16 protein-coding genes are annotated in these 15,989 nt (G+C 72.5%); 14 read left to right on the top strand and 2 right to left on the bottom strand.

Annotation, left to right across the window (positions count from 1 at the left end; translation table 11 throughout):
- Window positions 1-37 precede the first annotated feature (37 nt).
- Together NOD94_RS17075 and hemW are read left to right on the top strand one after the other, a co-directional pair.
- Window positions 38-1,930: a long-chain fatty acid--CoA ligase gene (locus NOD94_RS17075; RefSeq protein WP_281206799.1), complete on the top strand. Its 1,893-nt coding sequence runs from the start codon at window positions 38-40 to the stop codon at window positions 1,928-1,930.
- Between the two features lie 101 nt (window positions 1,931-2,031).
- A complete protein-coding gene (hemW, locus tag NOD94_RS17080) occupies window positions 2,032-3,264 on the top strand; it encodes a radical SAM family heme chaperone HemW (protein ID WP_281206800.1) in 1,233 nt (410 codons plus the stop codon).
- A 54-nt stretch (window positions 3,265-3,318) separates the two neighbouring features.
- On the opposite strand, the gene NOD94_RS17085 is transcribed toward hemW, so the two are convergent.
- Window positions 3,319-4,119, bottom strand: coding sequence for a DUF3097 domain-containing protein (locus NOD94_RS17085; protein WP_281206801.1), 801 nt, complete (start codon window positions 4,117-4,119; stop codon window positions 3,319-3,321).
- Window positions 4,120-4,147: 28 nt separating this feature from the next.
- The gene (locus NOD94_RS17090) at window positions 4,148-4,879 is read right to left on the bottom strand and encodes an MBL fold metallo-hydrolase (RefSeq protein WP_281206802.1); all 732 of its coding nucleotides are present in this window, start codon (window positions 4,877-4,879) and stop codon (window positions 4,148-4,150) included.
- Window positions 4,880-5,083: 204 nt separating this feature from the next.
- Here NOD94_RS17090 and hrcA point away from each other — a divergent pair, with 204 nt between their 5' ends.
- The 12 genes from hrcA to NOD94_RS17150 all read left to right on the top strand — a co-directional run bounded on the left by hrcA (window position 5,084) and on the right by NOD94_RS17150 (window position 15,719).
- Window positions 5,084-6,100, top strand: a complete 1,017-nt coding sequence (gene hrcA / locus NOD94_RS17095) for a heat-inducible transcriptional repressor HrcA (protein WP_281206803.1) — start codon at window positions 5,084-5,086, stop codon at window positions 6,098-6,100.
- A complete protein-coding gene (dnaJ, locus tag NOD94_RS17100; protein WP_281206804.1) occupies window positions 6,101-7,237 on the top strand; it encodes a molecular chaperone DnaJ in 1,137 nt (378 codons plus the stop codon). It abuts the gene before it with no gap.
- A 155-nt stretch (window positions 7,238-7,392) separates the two neighbouring features.
- On the top strand, window positions 7,393-8,484 hold the full coding sequence (locus NOD94_RS17105; protein ID WP_281206805.1) for a nitronate monooxygenase: 1,092 nt from the start codon (window positions 7,393-7,395) through the stop codon (window positions 8,482-8,484).
- Window positions 8,481-9,224 (top strand): 16S rRNA (uracil(1498)-N(3))-methyltransferase, encoded by a 744-nt coding sequence (locus tag NOD94_RS17110; RefSeq protein WP_281206806.1) that lies wholly within the window; start codon window positions 8,481-8,483, stop codon window positions 9,222-9,224. Before NOD94_RS17105 ends, NOD94_RS17110 begins: the two co-directional genes overlap by 4 nt.
- A 133-nt stretch (window positions 9,225-9,357) precedes the next feature.
- A complete protein-coding gene (locus NOD94_RS17115; protein ID WP_281206807.1) occupies window positions 9,358-9,717 on the top strand; it encodes a histidine triad nucleotide-binding protein in 360 nt (119 codons plus the stop codon).
- 3 nt (window positions 9,718-9,720) lie between these two features.
- The gene (locus tag NOD94_RS17120) at window positions 9,721-10,626 is read left to right on the top strand and encodes a ribonuclease Z (RefSeq protein ID WP_281206808.1); all 906 of its coding nucleotides are present in this window, start codon (window positions 9,721-9,723) and stop codon (window positions 10,624-10,626) included.
- A 244-nt stretch (window positions 10,627-10,870) separates the two neighbouring features.
- Entirely contained in the window at window positions 10,871-11,956 is a 1,086-nt protein-coding gene (locus NOD94_RS17125; RefSeq protein WP_281206816.1) for a PfkB family carbohydrate kinase, read from the top strand.
- A gap of 139 nt (window positions 11,957-12,095) precedes the next feature.
- On the top strand, window positions 12,096-13,133 hold the full coding sequence (locus NOD94_RS17130; protein ID WP_281206809.1) for a PhoH family protein: 1,038 nt from the start codon (window positions 12,096-12,098) through the stop codon (window positions 13,131-13,133).
- Between the two features lie 13 nt (window positions 13,134-13,146).
- Window positions 13,147-13,644, top strand: a complete 498-nt coding sequence (gene ybeY, locus NOD94_RS17135; protein WP_281206810.1) for an rRNA maturation RNase YbeY — start codon at window positions 13,147-13,149, stop codon at window positions 13,642-13,644.
- Window positions 13,641-14,945: a hemolysin family protein gene (locus NOD94_RS17140; protein WP_281206811.1), complete on the top strand. Its 1,305-nt coding sequence runs from the start codon at window positions 13,641-13,643 to the stop codon at window positions 14,943-14,945. The genes ybeY and NOD94_RS17140 overlap by 4 nt, the downstream gene beginning before the upstream one ends.
- Window positions 14,942-15,295 (top strand): MmcQ/YjbR family DNA-binding protein, encoded by a 354-nt coding sequence (locus NOD94_RS17145; protein WP_281206812.1) that lies wholly within the window; start codon window positions 14,942-14,944, stop codon window positions 15,293-15,295. The genes NOD94_RS17140 and NOD94_RS17145 overlap by 4 nt, the downstream gene beginning before the upstream one ends.
- A gap of 49 nt (window positions 15,296-15,344) precedes the next feature.
- On the top strand, window positions 15,345-15,719 hold the full coding sequence (locus NOD94_RS17150) for a cytidine deaminase (protein ID WP_281206813.1): 375 nt from the start codon (window positions 15,345-15,347) through the stop codon (window positions 15,717-15,719).
- Window positions 15,720-15,989: the final 270 nt, after the last annotated feature.

Here is a 15,989-nt window from a genome sequence, read left to right on the forward strand (position 1 = left end):
CCACGCCCTGCCGCGTGGACCCGGTCCGGAGGATGTCGTGAGCGACACACAGACCATGATCGAGAACCGTCCGCCCTCCGTGGCGGCCCTCTTCCTTGACCGCGTCGCCGCAACGCCGAACAGGGAGGCCTACCGCTTCCCCGTGCCGGCCGCCGGCCCCGAGGGCGGACCCGACGACTGGAAGTCGCTCAGCTGGGGACAGGCCGCGGAACGCGTCTTCGGCATCGCCGCCGGGCTCATCGCCCTGGGCATCCAGCCGGAGCAGCGGGTCGCCCTCGCCTCCAACACCCGGGTCGAGTGGATCCTCGCCGACCTCGGAGTGATGTGCGCGGGCGGCGCCGTCACCACGATCTACCCCAGCACCAACGCGGAGGAGTCGGCGTACATCCTCGCGGACTCCGAGAGCCGGGTGCTGATCGCCGAGGACGGCACACAGCTGGCCAAGGCGCGCGAGCGCCGCGCCGACCTGCCGCACCTCGCCCACGTCGTCGTCCTGGAGACCGCCGACGCGATCGCCGCCGACGGCGACCCGGAGGGCTGGGTGCTCTCGCTCGCCGACCTGGAGGCGCGCGGCGCGGAGTACCTCGCCAAGCACCCGGAGGCGGTGAAGCGGCGGATCGCGGACATCACCGCCGACCAGCTCGCCACCCTGATCTACACCTCCGGCACCACCGGCCGCCCCAAGGGCGTCCGGCTGCCGCACGACAACTGGTCGTACATGGCCAAGGCCACCGTCGCCACCGGTCTGATCACCGCGGACGACGTCCAGTACCTGTGGCTGCCGCTGGCGCACGTCTTCGGCAAGGTGCTCACCTCCGGTCAGATCGAGGTCGGGCACGTCACCGCAGTCGACGGACGCATCGACAAGATCATCGAGAACCTGCCGATCGTCCAGCCGACCTACATGGCGGCCGTCCCGCGCATCTTCGAGAAGGTCTACAACGGTGTCGCGGCCAAGGCCCGGGCGGGCGGCGGCGCCAAGTACAAGATCTTCCAGTGGGCGGCCGGCGTCTCCCGCGAGTACGCCAAGGTCACCCAGGACAACTTCCGCCGCACCGGCCGGGCGAGCGCCCCCTTCGGCCTCAACACCCAGCACAAGATCGCCGACGCGCTCGTCTACTCGAAGCTCCGCGAGGCCTTCGGCGGCAACCTCCGCGCCGCCGTCTCCGGGGCCTCCGCCCTCGCCCCCGAGATCGGCTACTTCTTCTCCGGCGCCGGCATCCACATCCTTGAGGGCTACGGCCTCACGGAGTCCAGCGCCGCCTCCTTCGTCAACCCCGGCGAGGCCTACCGCACCGGCACCGTCGGCAAGCCGCTCCCCGGCACCGAGGTCCGCATCGCCGACGACGGCGAGGTCATGCTGCGCGGCCCCGGCATCATGCAGGGCTACCACCAGCAGCCCGACAAGACCGCCGAGGTCCTGGAGTCCGACGGCTGGCTGCACACCGGTGACATCGGCGAGCTCTCGCCCGACGGCTACCTGCGCATCACCGACCGCAAGAAGGACCTGATCAAGACCTCCGGCGGCAAGTACGTCGCCCCCGCGGAGATCGAGGGCCAGTTCAAGGGCATCTGCCCCTACGTCTCCAGCATCGTCGTGCACGGAGCCGACCGGAACTTCTGCACCGCGCTGATCGCCCTCGACGAGCCCTCGATCCTCACCTGGGCCGCCGACAACGGTCTGGAGGGCAGGACGTACGGGCAGGTCCTGGCCGCGCCGGAGACCAGCCGCCTCATCGAGACGTACGTCCAGACCCTGAACGAGGGCCTCCAGCGGTGGCAGACGGTCAAGAAGTTCCGGCTGCTGCCCCGTGACCTGGACGTCGAGCACGGCGACCTCACGCCCAGCCTCAAGCTGAAGCGCCCGGTCGTCGAGCGCGAGTTCAAGTACCTCATCGAGGAGATGTACGAGGGCTCGCGCGAGGCCTGACACCGCCCGGCCGGTCCCGCCCGCGGGCACCTCGCGGGCGGGTTCCCGGCGCCCCGCCCCGGGCGGGACGCCCGGGGCGACGGGTGCGGGACAATGGGGGCATGCCTTCCGCACTGCCCGACGGTGAACCCATGCCCGAAGACGGCTCGCTGCCGTCGCACGCCCTCGCGGGTGCCGGGGACCGGCCGCTCGGGTTCTACCTGCACGTCCCGTACTGCGCCACCCGCTGCGGGTACTGCGACTTCAACACCTACACGGCCACCGAGCTGCGGGGTACCGGCGGCGTGCTCGCCTCCCGGGAGAACTACGCCGACACCCTGATCGACGAGGTCCGCCTCGCGCGCAAGGTGCTCGGCGACGACCCTCGGGCCGTGCGCACCGTCTTCGTGGGCGGCGGCACGCCCACGCTGCTGCCCGCCGGCGACCTCGTACGGATGCTCGCGGCGATCCGCTACGAGTTCGGCCTGGCCGAGGACGCGGAGATCACCACCGAGGCCAATCCCGAATCGGTGAACCCCGCCTACCTCGCCGAACTGCGGGCCGGCGGCTTCAACCGGATCTCCTTCGGCATGCAGAGCGCCAAGCAGCACGTCCTGAAGGTCCTCGACCGCACCCACACCCCGGGGCGGCCCGAGGCGTGCGTGGCGGAGGCCCGGGAAGCCGGCTTCGAGCACGTCAACCTGGACCTGATCTACGGCACGCCCGGGGAGTCCGACGACGACTGGCGGGCCTCCCTGGAGGCCGCGCTGGGCGCCGGGCCCGACCACGTCAGCGCCTACGCGCTGATCGTCGAGGAGGGCACCCAGCTGGCCCGCCGCATCCGCCGCGGCGAGGTCCCCATGACCGACGACGACGTGCACGCCGACCGGTACCTGATCGCGGACTCGGTGATGGCCGACGCGGGCTACCACTGGTACGAGGTGTCGAACTGGGCCACCTCGGAAGCGGGCCGCTGCCTGCACAACGAGCTGTACTGGCGCGGCGCCGACTGGTGGGGCGCCGGACCGGGCGCCCACTCGCACGTCGGCGGGGTCCGCTGGTGGAACGTCAAGCACCCCGGCGCCTACGCGGCCGCCCTCGCGGAGGGTCGCTCCCCGGGCGCGGGGCGCGAACTCCTGTCGGCGGAGGACCGCCGGGTGGAGCGGATCCTGCTGGAGCTGCGCCTCGTGGACGGCGTCCCGCTGTCGCTGCTCGCCCCGGCCGGGCTCGCGGCGGCCGGCCGGGCCCTGTCCGACGGCCTGCTGGAGCCGGGCCCGTACGCGGCCGGCCGGGCGGTGCTGACCCTGCGCGGGCGGCTGCTGGCCGACGCGGTGGTCCGGGACCTGGTCGACTAGACCGGGAGCCGGGAGCCGGGAGCGTGTGACGCCGGGCCCCGGCCGCCGCGGCCCTCAGGGGGCCGTGACGAAGTCGATCAGTTCCTCGACGCGCCCCAGCAGGGCCGGTTCCAGGTCCCGGTACGAGGTGACCCGCGACAGGATGTGCTGCCAGGCGGCCCCGGTGTTCTCGGGCCAGCCCAGGGCGCGGCAGACGCCCGTCTTCCAGTCCTGCCCGCGCGGCACCACCGGCCAGGCCGGGATGCCCAGCGCGGACGGCTTCACCGCCTGCCAGACGTCCACGTACGGGTGGCCCACGACCAGGACGTCCGTGCCGGTCACCGCCGCCGCGATCCGGGACTCCTTCGAGCCCGGGACCAGGTGGTCCACCAGGACGCCCAGGCGGGCGTCCGGAGCCGGGTCGAACTCCGCCACCACGGCGGGCAGGTCGTCGACGCCCTCCAGGTACTCCACGACCACACCCTCGACGCGCAGGTCGTCGCCCCAGACGCGCTCCACGAGCTCCGCGTCGTGCCGGCCCTCGACGTAGATCCGTCCGGCTCGGGCCACCCGGGCCCGGGCCCCGGGGACGGCCACCGAGCCCGACGCCGTACGGGCGGGCGCGGCCGGCGCCCGCGAGGCCCGGACCAGGGTCACGGTGGCGCCCTCCAGCAGGAAGCCGGCCGGCTCCAGGGGGAAGGCCCGGCGCTTGCCGAAGCGGTCCTCCAGGGTCACCGTGCCCGCCTCGCACTCGACGACCGCGCCGCAGAAGTCACCGCCCGCCACCTCGACCACCAGGCCGGGGTCCGCCGGCACCCGGGGCACCGCCCGGGGACGCTTCCACTGCGGGGTCAGGTCGGGGGAGTACTCGCGCATCCGGCCGAGCGTAGGAGAGCCGGGCCGCTCACGCCTCCGACACGCCGAACCGGGCCGCCAGTGTGGCGCGTTGCTCACGCACGAAGCCGGCCGTGACCAGCGCTCCGTGACCCGGCACGTACACGGCGTCGTCACCGCCGAGGGACAGCAGCCGGTCCAGGGCGGCGGGCCACTGCCCCGGGACCGCGTCGCTGCCCGCCTGGGGTTCGCCCGACTCCTCGACGAGGTCCCCGCAGAACACCACCTCCCGCTCGCCCGGCACGAAGACGGTCAGGTCGTACTGCGAGTGCGCGGGCCCCAGGTTCGCCAGCAGCACCTGCACCCCGCCCAGCTCCAGCGTCCACTCGCCCGACACCAGGTGCTGGGGCGCCCGCAGGAGCTCCGCGGCCGTGGCGGCCTCGTCCTCGGCCAGCCCGTTGCGGACCGCGCTCGCCCGCAGCTCCTCGCGGCCCCCGGCGGGGGTCAGCAGCCGCTCCAGGCCGACCGCGCCGAAGACCTCGGCCTCCGGGAAGGCCGGCGCGCCCATCACGTGGTCGAAATGTCCGTGTGTGAATGCGATATGGGTCACGCGGCGCCCCGTCAGCCGCTCCGCCTCGGCACGCACCTCGACGCCCTCGCGCACGGAGGAACCCGGGTCGATCAGGAGGACCGACTCGTCCCCCACCACCAGTCCCACCGTGCAGTCCCACACCGGAAGGCGGCGCCGGCCGGCCCGTCCGGTGAGCCGTTCCCAGCCCGCCTCTTCCCAACGTACGTCCATGGCGCGACGCTACCCTGACGGGCCGCCCTTGCCCGCCGCGTACCACCCGGCCGTACACTGACCGGGGGATCTCTGGCACTCGCACGCACAGAGTGCCAACGACGGCCGACCAGGCCGGACCGAAGATCGACCGAAGCCGGACCCGAGACCGACCGACGACCGACCGACGACCGACCGATACGACCGCATCCGGAGGTGTGCGCGATGCTCAGTGAACGCAGGCTCGAGGTACTGCGCGCCATCGTCCAGGACTACGTCGGGACGGAGGAACCGGTCGGTTCCAAGGCGCTCACCGAGCGGCACCGCCTCGGCGTCTCCCCGGCGACCGTGCGCAACGACATGGCCGTGTTGGAGGAGGAGGGCTACATCGCCCAACCCCACACCAGCGCCGGCCGGATCCCCACGGACAAGGGCTACCGCCTCTTCGTCGACAAACTGGCGGGGGTCAAACCGCTGTCGACGCCCGAGCGCAGGGCCATCCAGAACTTCCTCGACGGCGCCGTCGACCTCGACGACGTGGTGGGTCGCACGGTGCGCCTCCTCGCACAGCTCACCCGCCAGGTCGCCGTCGTCCAGTACCCGTCCCTGACCCGCTCCACCGTCCGGCACGTCGAGCTGCTCTCCCTGGCCCCGGCCCGGCTGATGCTCGTACTGATCACGGACACCGGGCGGGTCGAGCAGCGGCTCGTGGACTGCCAGACGCCCTTCGGGGAGAACTCCCTGGCCGATCTGCGGGCGCGGCTGAACAGTCGGGTCGTCGGCCGTCGGTTCACCGACGTGCCGCAGTTGGTGCAGGACCTTCCGGAGTCGTTCGAGACCGAGGACCGGGTGACGGTCAAGGCCGTCCTCGACACCCTCCTCGAAACGCTGGAGGAGGAGGCGGAGGAGCGGCTGATGATCGGCGGCACCGCCAACCTCACTCGCTTCGGACATGATTTTCCCTTGACGATCAGGCCGGTGCTCGAAGCGCTGGAGGAGCACGTCGTGCTGCTCAAGCTGCTGGGCGAGGCAGGGGAGTCGGGGATGGCGGTACGGATCGGTCACGAGAACGCCTACGAGGGGCTCAACTCCACGTCGGTCGTCTCCGTCGGCTACGGTTCGGGCGGCGAGGCAGTCGCCAAACTCGGCGTGGTCGGACCGACCCGCATGGACTACCCCGGAACGATGGGAGCGGTACGCGCAGTGGCACGTTACGTCGGACAGATCCTGGCGGAGTCGTAAGTGGCCACGGACTACTACGCCGTACTCGGCGTGCGCCGCGACGCATCGCAGGACGAGATCAAGAAGGCATTCCGGCGGCTCGCCCGCGAGCTGCACCCGGATGTCAATCCCGATCCCAAGACGCAAGAGCGCTTCAAGGAGATCAACGCCGCCTACGAGGTCCTCTCGGACCCGCAGAAGAAGCAGGTCCACGACCTGGGCGGTGACCCCCTGTCCTCCGGCGGCGGTGGCGGTGCGGGCGGCTTCGGTGCCGGCGGCTTCGGCAACTTCTCCGACATCATGGACGCCTTCTTCGGCCAGTCCCAGCAGCGCGGACCGCGCTCGCGGACCCGCCGGGGCCAGGACGCCATGATCCGCCTGGACCTGGAACTGGACGAGGCTGCCTTCGGGACGACCAAGCCCATCCAGGTCGACACGGCCATCGTCTGCACCACCTGCTCCGGTGAGGGCGCCGCACCCGGCACCTCCGCGCAGACGTGCGACATGTGCCGCGGACGCGGCGAGGTCTCGCAGGTCACCCGGTCCTTCCTGGGCCAGGTCATGACCTCGCGCCCCTGCCCCCAGTGCCAGGGATTCGGCACCGTGGTCCCCACCCCGTGCACCGAGTGCGCGGGCGACGGCCGGGTCCGTTCCCGCCGCAACCTGACGGTGAAGATCCCCGCCGGTGTCGAGAACGGCACCCGGATCCAGCTCGCGGGCGAGGGCGAGGTCGGCCCCGGCGGCGGCCCCGCCGGCGACCTCTACGTGGAGATCCACGAGCTGCCCCACCCGACCTTCCAGCGGCGCGGTGACGACCTGCACTGCACGGTCACCATCCCGATGACCGCGGCCTCCCTGGGCACCAAGTGCCCGCTGGAGACCCTGGACGGCATGGAGGAGATCGACATCCGGCCCGGCACCCAGTCCGGCCAGTCGATCCCGCTGCACGGGCGCGGCGTCACGCACCTGCGCGGCGGCGGCCGGGGCGACCTGATCGTCCACGTCGAGGTGACCACCCCGAGCAAGCTGGACGCCCAGCAGGAGGACCTGCTGCGCCAGCTGGCGAAGCTGCGCGGCGAGGAGCGGCCCACGGGTCAGTTCGCGCCCGGCCAGCAGGGCCTGTTCAGTCGCCTGAAGGACGCGTTCAACGGCCGCTGAGCGGCCCGCGACAGCGTGCGGGAGCCCGGTCCGGTGTCAAACCGGGCCGGGCTCCCGCGCGTTCCCGGGGACCCGTACGGGCCTCCGGGAAGCGGACTATGCCAGGCGAATGCCGTGATTCGGCCCGGTGGTCGGGACGTGGCACGATGCAGTCCATGTCCTCCGCACCGAACGGTCTCTCCCCGTACCCGATCGTGCAGGCTCCCATGGCGGGCGGCGCCTCCTGCCCGCCCCTGGCGGCCGCCGTGTGCGAGGCCGGCGGGCTGGGCTTCCTCGCGGGCGGCTACAAGACGGCCGACGGCATGTACCAGGAGATCAAGCAGACGCGCGGGCTCACCCGACGCCCCTTCGGCGTGAACCTCTTCATGCCGCAGAACGGCTACGTCGACCCGGCCGCCGTCGAGGCGTACCGCGGGCAGCTCGCCGGGGAGGCCAGCTGGTACGAGGTCTCCCTCGCCGAGGAGGACGTCATGGGGACCTGCGACGACGGCTACGAGGCCAAGCTCGCGATCCTCCTCGACGACCCCGTCGCGGTCGTCTCCTTCACCTTCGGCTGTCCCGCGCCCGCCGTGTTCACCCGGCTGCGCAAGGCCGGCACCTACGGCATCGTCACCGTCACCTCCGTCGACGAGGCCCGCGCCGCGCAGGAGGCCGGCGCCGACGCGCTCTGCGTCCAGGGCGTCGAGGCCGGCGGCCACCAGGGCACCTACCGCGACGACCCGCAGACCGACGGCACCGCCGCCGTCGGCCTGCTCGCCCTGGTCGCCCAGGTGCGGGAGGCGGTCACCCTCCCCCTCATCGCCTCGGGCGGCCTCATGCGCGGCGCGCAGATCGCCGCGCTCCTCGCGGCGGGCGCGGAGGCGGCGCAGCTCGGCACGGCCTTCCTCGCCTGTCCGGAGTCCGGCGCGCACCCGCTGCACAAGAAGGCCCTGACGGACCCCCTGTTCGCCCACACGGAACTCACCCGGGCCTTCTCGGGCCGCCCCGCCCGAGGTCTCGTCAACCGGTTCATGCGCGAGCACGGACCGTACGCCCCGGCCGCCTACCCGCAGGTCCACCACATGACCTCGGGGCTGCGCAAGGCGGCGGCCGCCGCCGGCGACCCGCAGGGCATGTCGCTGTGGGCCGGGCAGGGGCACCGGCTGGCGCGGGTGATGCCGGCCGGGGACCTGGTGGAGGTACTGGCGGTCGAACTGGCCGAGGCGCAGAGCGCGTTGAAGGTGTTGCAGATGAGGAGAGCGTCATGACGGCCCCCGTGTTCGTGGTCGAGGAGGTCCCCGCGGGGACCGAGTTCGTACTGGACGGCCCCGAAGGCCGGCACGCCGTGTCCGTGAAGCGGCTGAACCCGGGCGAGGAGGTCGTCCTGACGGACGGCCGGGGCCGCTGGGCCGAGGCCGTCGTGAAGTCCGCCGAGGGCAAGGACCGGCTCGTCGTCTCCGTCGCCGAGGTGTCCGAGGAGGCCGAACCGGCCGTCCGCATCACGGTGGTCCAGGCCCTGCCCAAGGGCGACCGGGGCGAGGTCGCCGTCGAGACGATGACCGAGACCGGCGTGGACGCGATCGTCCCCTGGCAGGCCTCGCGCTGCATCACCCAGTGGCGCGGCGACCGCGGCGCCAAGTCCCTGGCCAAGTGGCGGGCCACCGCCCGGGAATCCGGCAAGCAGTCCCGCCGCGTCCGCTTCCCCGAGGTGGCCGAGGCCCTGTCCACGAAGCAGGTCGCCGCGCTGCTCGCCGAGGCCGACCTGGCCATGGTGCTCCACGAGGACCGCGACGCCGCCTCCGGCGCCCTCGCGACGGCCCCGCTGCCCGAAGCGGGCTCCGTGGTCCTCGTCGTCGGCCCCGAGGGCGGGGTCTCGCCCGAGGAACTGGCCGTCTTCGCGCAGGCCGGAGCCCGGCCCTACCGGCTGGGGCACAGCGTCCTGCGCACCTCCACCGCCGGTACGGCCGCGGCCGCGGTCCTGCTGGCGCGCACCGGCCGCTGGTCCTGAGCCCGTGAGGCGTCCCGGCCCCGCTCCGCGCGGGGTCGGGACGGGCTCCGGCGGATCTCCGGCGGACCGGGCCGTTCCCGTCTCCGGGGCGGTTACGATGCCCGGACCGATCAACGTCACGGGAGGCGCAGCAATGGCCGGGGAACCGCAGGCGGACTGCCTGTTCTGCAAGATCGTCGCGGGTGCCGTGCCGGCGACCGTCGTCCGGGAGACCGAGACGACCATCGCGTTCCGGGACATCAACCCGCAGGCGCCGACCCACGTCCTGGTCATCCCCAAGGCGCACTACCCCGACGCGGCCACCCTCGCGGCCGCCGAGCCGGGCATCGCCGCCGACGTACTGGGCGAGGCCGGCCGGGTCGCCGCCGACGAGAAGATCGAGGAGCACGGCTACCGGATCGTCCTCAACACGGGCGCCGGCGCCGGGCAGACCGTCTTCCACGCGCACGCGCACGTCCTCGGCGGACGCGGCCTCGAATGGCCCCCGGGATAAGACGTGTCCGTACGCGAATTCGTGGTGCTCGGCACCGCCAGCCAGGTGCCCACGCGGCACCGCAACCACAACGGCTACCTGCTGCGCTGGGACGGCGAGGGCATCCTCTTCGACCCGGGCGAGGGCACGCAGCGGCAGATGCTGCGGGCCGGGGTCGCCGCGCACGACATCAACCGGATCTGCGTCACGCACTTCCACGGCGACCACAGCCTCGGCCTGGCCGGGGTGATCCAGCGCATCAACCTGGACCAGGTCCCGCACCCGGTCACCGCGCACTACCCGGCCTCCGGGCAGAAGTTCTTCGACCGGCTCCGGTACGCGACGGCCTACCGGGAGACGGTGGCGCTCGCCGAGGAGCCGGTGTCGCGTGACGGGGTGCTCGCGCACGGGCCCTCGTACGTCCTGGAAGCGCGGCTGCTCTCGCACCCGGTGGAGTCCTTCGGCTACCGGATCACGGAGCCGGACGGACGCCGGATGGTGCCGGAACTGCTCGCGCGGCACGGGATCAAGGGGCCGGACGTCGGGCGGATCCAGCGCGAGGGGCGGCTGGGCGGGGTCGGTCTCGACGACGTCAGCGAGCACCGGGCCGGTCAGCGGTTCGCCTTCGTCATGGACACCCGGCTGTGCTCCGGGGTGGACGAGCTGGCGCGGGGCTGCGACATGCTGGTGATCGAGTCGACGTTCCTGGAGGCCGACGAGCGGCTCGCCACCGACCACGGGCACCTCACCGCGGGGCAGGCGGCCCGGGTGGCGCGGGACGCCGGCGTCCGGCACCTGGTCCTCACGCACTTCTCGCAGCGGTACTCCGACCCCTCCGCGTTCGAGCGGGAGGCGCGGGCGGCCGGGTTCGAGGGCGAGCTGACGATCGCTGCGGACCTGGTCACGGTCGCGGTACCGAAGCGCACCTGACCGGCCGACCGGGCCCGCCCCCGGTGCCGTCCCCGGGCTCGCGCCGCGGAGGGCGGCGATCCGGTGGTGAGGTGCGTCACACTGGGTTTCGGCTCCGCCGGACGGGGCGGCACCGGGTCTTCCGCGGCCTTCCGTCGCGAGCCCACCGGAAGAAACGGCACATCGCAGACCCTCGTAGACCTCCGCACAGCTTCGCAGACCTTCGCGCACCGGGGAGTACACCGTGACCAGTCGGGACAGCCTCATCAGCCCGCAGGAAAAGCTGGACAAGCTGGACCCGCTGGGACCGCTCCGCGATCCCCACGAACCGGGCTGCGACGTCTTCCTCACCGGCACGGTCTTCCTCGACATCATCTTCACCGGCCTCGACTCCGCCCCGGTGCGCGGTACGGAGTCCTGGGCGCGCGGCATGGGCTCCAGCCCCGGCGGCGTAGCCAACATGGCCACCGCGCTGGCCCGGCTCGGCCTGCGGACCTCCCTCGCCGCCGCCTTCGGCGACGACCACTACGGCGAGTACTGCTGGGACGCCCTCGAACAGGGCGAGGGCATCGACCTGACCATGTCGCGGACCATCCCCGGCTGGCACAGCCCCGTCACCGTCTCGATGGCCTACGAGGGCGAGCGCACGATGGTCTCCCACGGCCACGAGGCCCCGCCCCCGGCCGGCCCCGGGGCGGTCCCCAGCTGCCCCCCGAAGGCCCGCGCCGCCGTGGCCTCGCTGGCCGCCGGGCCGGGCGAGGGGTGGATCGCCGAGGCCGCCCGGCGCGGCTCGCGGATCTTCGCGGACGTGGGCTGGGACGAGACGGGGCGCTGGGACCTGGGCGCCCTCGCCGACCTGGAGCACTGCGAGGCCTTCCTCCCCAACGCGGGCGAGGCGATGCGCTACACGCGGACCGAGTGTCCGCGCGCGGCGGCCCGGGCGCTCGCCGAGAAGGTGCCGGTGGCGGTGGTGACGATGGGCTCCGAGGGCTCGTACGCGGTCGACTCCCGCACCGGGGAGACCGCCGAGGTGCCCGCGATCACCGTCGACGCGCTGGACCCCACCGGTGCCGGGGACGTGTACGTCGCCGGGTTCGTCACCGGCAGCCTTGCCGGGTGGCCGCTCGCCGACCGGCTGGCCTTCGCCGGGCTGACGGCCGCCCTCTCCGTCCAGGAGTTCGGCGGCTCCCTCTCCGCCCCGGGCTGGCCGGAGGTGGCCCACTGGTGGCGCGCGGCCCCGGACCCGTTGCGGGACCGCTACGGCTTCCTCGACGCCCTGGTGCCCCCCGGAGCGACGCCCTCCGCGCGCCGCCGCGCCGTCCCGACGATCGGCTTCAAGCACCCCGTGTGACCGCACGCCCGTTCCCGGCGCGGCGGCGCCGGAAAACCCCTCGGGGAAGCGCCGTCCCGGACGTACGCTTGGTACTCCGGAGGTCGGCGATCCGCGCGACCCCTCAGCGGGAGGTATGCGCAGGCCACAGTGCCGGCCCATGACTCAGACACCGACAGGCCACACCCCCGCGCCCGGTCAGGCGCGCGCCCACTTCACTGTTCCGGCCACGCACCCGATGGTGACGGTGCTCGGATCCGGCGACGCACTGCTGCGCGTGATCGAGAGGGCTTTCCCGAAGGCCGACATCCACGTTCGGGGCAATCAGGTCAGCGCGATCGGTGAGGCGGCGGAAGTCGCCCTCATCCAGCGCCTGTTCGACGAGATGATGCTGGTGCTCCGCACCGGGCAGTCGATGACGGAGGACGCAGTGGAACGCTCGATCGCCATGCTCCAGGCGAACGGATCGGGAGGCGGCGAGGCGGAGACGCCCGCCGAGGTGCTCACGCAGAACATCCTCTCCAGCCGCGGTCGCACCATCCGCCCCAAGACGCTCAACCAGAAGCGGTACGTCGACGCGATCGACAAGAACACGATCGTCTTCGGCATCGGCCCCGCCGGTACCGGAAAGACCTACCTCGCCATGGCGAAGGCGGTCCAGGCCCTGCAGTCCAAGCAGGTCAGCCGGATCATCCTGACCCGCCCCGCCGTCGAGGCCGGCGAACGCCTCGGCTTCCTGCCCGGCACCCTGTTCGACAAGATCGACCCGTACCTGCGGCCGCTCTACGACGCCCTGCACGACATGATCGACCCGGACTCCATCCCCCGCCTCATGGCGGCCGGAACGATCGAGGTGGCGCCCCTGGCCTACATGAGGGGGCGCACTCTCAATGAGGCGTTCGTCGTCCTCGACGAGGCGCAGAACACCACCACCGAACAGATGAAGATGTTCCTGACCCGACTCGGATTCGATTCGAAGATCGTGATCACCGGTGACGTGACGCAGGTCGACCTGCCCGGTGGCGCGCGCAGCGGTCTGCGACAGGTCCAGGACATCCTCGAAGGCGTGCCCGACATCCACTTCTCGCGGCTCACGTCCGAGGATGTCGTCCGCCACAAGCTGGTCGGCCGTATCGTCGACGCGTACGAGAAGTACGACGACAGCCAGCAGGCCCCGAACGGCCACCAGCGGAAGTAGAGCTCAGCGCACCATGTCGATCGACGTCAACAACGAGTCCGGAACCGAGGTCGACGAGCAGGCGATCCTCGACATCGCCCGCTACGCGCTCACCCGGATGCGGATCCACCCGCTCTCCGAGCTCTCCGTCATCGTCATCGACGAGGACGCCATGGAGCAGCTCCACATCCAGTGGATGGACCTGCCCGGCCCGACCGACGTCATGTCCTTCCCGATGGACGAGTTGCGTCCGCCGTCCAAGGACGACGAGGAGCCCCCGCAGGGGCTCCTCGGCGACATCGTGCTGTGCCCCGAGGTGGCGAAGAAGCAGGGCGAGGACGCGGCCACGCAGCACTCCATGGACGAGGAGCTCCAGCTCCTCACCGTCCACGGGGTGCTGCACCTCCTCGGGTACGACCACGAGGAGCCGGACGAGAAGGCCGAGATGTTCGGCCTCCAGGCGGCCATCGTCGACGGCTGGCGCGGTGAGCGCGGCATGACCGGTCCGTCCCCGGCACCGACCGTCTCGTGAACGCCCCCCAGCTGATCACGGGGGCGGTCCTGTTGGTGGTGGTGGCCTGGTTCGCGGCGTGCGCCGAGTCCGGGATCGCCCGCGTCTCCAGCTTCCGCGCCGAGCAGGCCGTACGGGAGGGCCGGCGCGGCAGCGCGAAGCTCGCCCAGGTCACCGGGGACCCCACCCGCTACGTCAACGTGGCGCTGCTGGTCCGCGTCACCTGCGAGATGGCGGCGGGCGTGCTCGTCACGTACGTCTGCCTCGACGAGTTCGGCGAGAACTGGACGGCGCTGTTCGTCGCCATCGGCGTGATGGTGCTGGTCTCCTACGTCGCGGTCGGCGTGTCCCCGCGCACCATCGGCCGCCAGCACCCGCTGAACACCGCGACGGCGGCCGCGTACGTCCTCGTACCGCTCGCCCGGATCATGGGGCCGATCCCGCAACTGCTCATCCTCATCGGCAACGCGCTCACGCCCGGCAAGGGCTTCCGCAAGGGGCCGTTCGCCTCCGAGGCCGAGCTGCGCGCGATGGTGGACCTCGCGGAGAAGGAATCGCTGATCGAGGACGACGAGCGCCGGATGGTGCACCAGGTCTTCGAGTTGGGCGACACCCTCGTGCGCGAGGTGATGGTGCCCCGCACCGACCTGGTCTGCATAGAGCGGTACAAGACGGTCCGTCAGGCCACCACGCTCGCGCTGCGGTCCGGCTTCTCGCGGATCCCCGTCACCGGGGAGAACGAGGACGACATCGTCGGGATCGTCTACCTGAAGGACCTCGTCCGCAAGACCCACATCAGTCGGGAGGCGGAGGCCGACCTGGTCTCCACGGCGATGCGGCAGGCGGTGTTCGTGCCCGACACGAAGAACGCCGGTGACCTGCTGCGCGAGATGCAGTCCGTGCGCAACCACGTGGCCGTCGTCATCGACGAGTACGGCGGCACGGCCGGGATCGTCACCATCGAGGACATCCTGGAGGAGATCGTCGGCGAGATCACCGACGAGTACGACCGCGAGCTGCCGCCCGTCGAGGACCTCGGCGGCGACCGCTACCGGGTCACGGCGCGCCTGGACATCACCGACCTCGGCGAGCTATTCGGGGCGCTGGCCTTCGACGACGAGGACGTGGAGACGGTCGGCGGGCTGCTGGCGAAGGCCCTGGGCCGGGTACCGATCGCCGGCGCCTCGGCGACGGTCGACCTGCCCGACGGACGCCCGCTGCGGCTGACGGCCGAATCCCCGGCGGGCCGCCGGAACAAGATCGTGACGGTGCTGGTCGAGCCGGTGCCCCCGGCGGCGGCCGACGGGGAGGAGGGCGAATGACCCCCGCCGAACTGCGCGCGTTCTGCCTGGGCTTCAACGCGGCGGTCGAGGAGTTCCCGTTCACCCCGGAGACTTCGGTGTTCAAGGTGCTGGGCAAGATGTTCGCGCTCAGCGCCCTGGACGCGGAGCCGCTGAAGGTCAACCTCAAGTGCGAGCCGGAGCTCGCGGTGCGCCGGCGCGCGGAGCACGAGGCGATCGTGCCCGGCTGGCACATGAACAAGCGGCACTGGAACACGGTCACCGTGGGCGGACTGCCGGACGCGCTGGTGCGCGAGCTGGTGGAGGACTCGTACGACCTGGTCGTCGCGGGGCTCCCGAAGGCGGAGCGGCTACGGCTCGACCGGCCCTGAGCGGGTTCGGGGGCGGGGCCGGTCGTAGGGCCCCGCCCGCGCTCTCCCTATGCTTTCGACCATGACGGAGAGCACGGGCATCGACCCCGAGGACACCAAGATCATCACGCTGGCCCGCAGTGCCCGCGCCCGCAACGGGGTGCCGGAGGGTGCGGCCGTGCGCGACGAGACCGGCCGGACGTACGTCGCCGGGACGGTGGCGCTGGACTCCCTGAAGCTGAGCGCCCTGCAGACGGCGGTCGCGATGGCCGTGGCGAGCGGGGCCCGGTCCCTGGAGGCGGCGGCCGTGGTGACGGAGGCCGGGGCTCCGGCGGAGGCCGACCGGGCCGCCGTCGCGGACCTGGGCGGTCCGGACACCCCGGTCCTCCTGGCGGGCCCGGACGGCGCCCTGAAGTCGACCACCCCGGCCGGACCCACCGCCTGACCTGCCCGGTCACCACACGGAGCCCCGCTGCGCGGGGCGGCGCAGGCAGGTCGATCGGCGCGGGGCGCCGGGCCCCCGGGGCTCCGCCCCGGACCCCGCGCCTCAAACGCCGGCGAGGCTGGATCGGCGGGGCCGGACGGAACAGTGGGCCGCAGGTCGGGGTCGGGGGCGGGGTGGGGTGTCGTCCGGGACCAAAACGTGATTTGTTGGCGCGCGGTACCGCCCCACCAACGCAGCAGCGGACAGGGCGCCATAAATCATGCCCGTCCC

This window comes from Streptomyces sp. Isolate_45 (genome assembly GCF_024721315.2).
In the GTDB taxonomy this organism is placed as follows: Bacteria; Actinomycetota; Actinomycetes; order Streptomycetales; family Streptomycetaceae; genus Streptomyces.

What these genes read in the sequence shown, in the direction of transcription:
- hrcA (WP_281206803.1), top strand. Translation starts at nt 5,084, where the DNA reads ATGCTCAGTGAACGCAGGCTCGAGGTACTGCGCGCCATCGTCCAGGAC.
- NOD94_RS17110 (WP_281206806.1), top strand. Translation starts at nt 8,481, where the DNA reads ATGACGGCCCCCGTGTTCGTGGTCGAGGAGGTCCCCGCGGGGACCGAG.
- hemW (WP_281206800.1), top strand. Translation starts at nt 2,032, where the DNA reads ATGCCTTCCGCACTGCCCGACGGTGAACCCATGCCCGAAGACGGCTCG.
- NOD94_RS17105 (WP_281206805.1), top strand. Translation starts at nt 7,393, where the DNA reads ATGTCCTCCGCACCGAACGGTCTCTCCCCGTACCCGATCGTGCAGGCT.
- NOD94_RS17090 (WP_281206802.1), bottom strand. Translation starts at nt 4,879, where the DNA reads ATGGACGTACGTTGGGAAGAGGCGGGCTGGGAACGGCTCACCGGACGG.
- NOD94_RS17130 (WP_281206809.1), top strand. Translation starts at nt 12,096, where the DNA reads ATGACTCAGACACCGACAGGCCACACCCCCGCGCCCGGTCAGGCGCGC.
- ybeY (WP_281206810.1), top strand. Translation starts at nt 13,147, where the DNA reads ATGTCGATCGACGTCAACAACGAGTCCGGAACCGAGGTCGACGAGCAG.
- NOD94_RS17115 (WP_281206807.1), top strand. Translation starts at nt 9,358, where the DNA reads ATGGCCGGGGAACCGCAGGCGGACTGCCTGTTCTGCAAGATCGTCGCG.
- NOD94_RS17145 (WP_281206812.1), top strand. Translation starts at nt 14,942, where the DNA reads ATGACCCCCGCCGAACTGCGCGCGTTCTGCCTGGGCTTCAACGCGGCG.
- NOD94_RS17085 (WP_281206801.1), bottom strand. Translation starts at nt 4,119, where the DNA reads ATGCGCGAGTACTCCCCCGACCTGACCCCGCAGTGGAAGCGTCCCCGG.
- NOD94_RS17150 (WP_281206813.1), top strand. Translation starts at nt 15,345, where the DNA reads ATGCTTTCGACCATGACGGAGAGCACGGGCATCGACCCCGAGGACACC.